Source organism: Oleiphilus sp. HI0132 (assembly GCF_001635845.1).
This window is the reverse complement of the sequence record NZ_LWGJ01000178.1, coordinates 1-679: the sequence shown is the minus strand read 5'-3', so window position 1 is coordinate 679 and position 679 is coordinate 1. Positions and strand designations below refer to the sequence as shown.

The following is a 679-nucleotide window of genomic DNA, read 5'->3' as shown; positions in this document are numbered from 1 at the left end:
TGGCTAAGTGACAATACTTTGTATCACATCAACCCAACCGGCAACTTTGTAATTGGTGGGCCAGTCGGTGATGCTGGCTTAACAGGCCGTAAGATTATCGTTGATACCTACGGCGGTATGGCACGACATGGTGGCGGCGCATTCTCTGGAAAAGACCCTTCAAAAGTTGACCGCTCTGCTGCTTACATGGGCCGCTATGTTGCCAAGAACGTCGTTGCTGCGGGTTTAGCTGATCGTTGTGAAATCCAGGTTTCTTATGCTATCGGCGTTGCTGAACCAACTTCTATTTCTGTTAATACTTTTGGAACTGGTAAAGTTTCAGATATCGAGCTCGCGAAAATAATCCGTGAAGTTTTCGATCTTCGACCTTATGCAATCCAGAATCAACTAGAATTGCTTTATCCGATGTACCAAATTACTGCTGCCTATGGACATTTCGGACGCGAACCTTTTGAGCATACCTATAGTTACAAGGAAAACGGCGAAGAGAAAACTAAGACCTTCACCGCTTTCACCTGGGAAAAAACTGACAAGATCGATGCCTTGAAAGCAGCTGCAAAGGTTTAAAGACAGTAATTTTTACTAATACGACAGACTGAACCTACTTCAGCCTGCACTCAATATTACGTTGGCCGGAAAGCAATCCGGCCCACAAGACAGGACATAATTATGAGCTTCA

The 679-nt window shown here is 44.8% G+C and carries 1 protein-coding gene; it reads left to right on the top strand.

Annotated features, from left to right (window positions below; translation table 11 throughout):
• A partial coding sequence (locus A3766_RS02255) for a methionine adenosyltransferase domain-containing protein (protein ID WP_197479200.1) occupies nucleotides 1–567 on the top strand: 567 nt, incomplete at its 5' end.
• Nucleotides 568–679 lie beyond the last annotated feature (112 nt).